This is a genomic window from Paenibacillus sp. MAHUQ-63, assembly GCF_028765165.1.
Lineage (GTDB): Bacteria > Bacillota > Bacilli > Paenibacillales > NBRC-103111 > Paenibacillus_E.
On record NZ_JARADB010000027.1, the window covers coordinates 1 to 1,164 of the forward strand.

At 45.4% G+C, this 1,164-nt stretch carries 1 pseudogene; it reads left to right on the top strand.

The features are described from left to right. Positions 1–1,164, top strand: a pseudogene (locus tag PUT07_RS35730) (S-layer homology domain-containing protein); the annotation flags it as partial.

The window sequence follows — 1,164 nt, forward strand, 5'->3', positions numbered from 1 at the left end:
TGACAGGTGCTTATGAAGCGAAACAACAATACGTACCGGCTGGTAAAGTATCCATGACTGGTGCGAAAGCAACAGGCGCTCAACAAGTAACAGTAACATTCAACAAACCGGTTGACACTGAAAAAGCTCAATTGACATTGAAAAAAGGTACAACGGAAGTTGCTACAACAGCTAAATTCGCTGATGACAAGAAATCCGCGGTACTGACGCTGTCTGATGTTAAAGTTAGCAAAGGCGAGTACACGGTAACAGTTTCCGGTTTGGATGCAGCAACCGTTGAGAAAACATCCGCTACTTTCACAGGTGAAGATGAAGTGCTGAAAAGCATTGACTTCGTAAATGCTGGGGACACGCTTGCGTATGCTGACAAAACGATCGTAAAAGTGAAAGCTTCCAACCAATACGGTGAGAATGCAACAACAAACGCTGGTTCTTACAACGTGTACACATCGGCTGCAACTTTCACGAAAATCACCAAAGACACTGATGGTACTTTGTTGATCACATTGGATACAGCTAATGCAAACACAACACAAGGCGTATCTGTGATTCCTGTGACAATCGTAAACAACGACAGCCACATCACAGCTACAAAGAACTTCAAGCTGGGTACACAACCGATCTTGACGAAGCTTGAGCTTGGTGCAGCTCGTTACTCCGTAGGTACAGCACTGAATGGCAAAGGCGAGAACGTGAAGTTCGACCTGAACCTGTTTGACCAATACGGCGGTACGATTTCTTATGATTCCTTGATGAACGCGAAAGTGTACAGCAAAGACGATTCCAACACAACGAAATTGTTCGGCGACACAACCGTGATCTGGAATGACTACATTGCTGCTGGCGATGTGAAAACTGAAGTTGAAGATAACGGAAACGATATCCCGCAAGTGAAAATCTCGTTGTTGAACGACGTAGACAAAGCTGGCGACTACAACTTCACGGTGTTCAACCAAGCGGCAACAGCAACAGGCAAAATCTCGATCCAATCTTCCAAAGTTGCAAACAAAGTTGAAATCGGCGAGCTGAACGATGTCATCGCGGCTGGCGACAAAGATGTTTATGTGCCAATCGTCGCTTATGATGCAGCAGGCAACCAATTGAGCATGGATGATCTGACAAGCGACCAAAACATCGAACGTATCAAAGTCAACGTATCCGGTG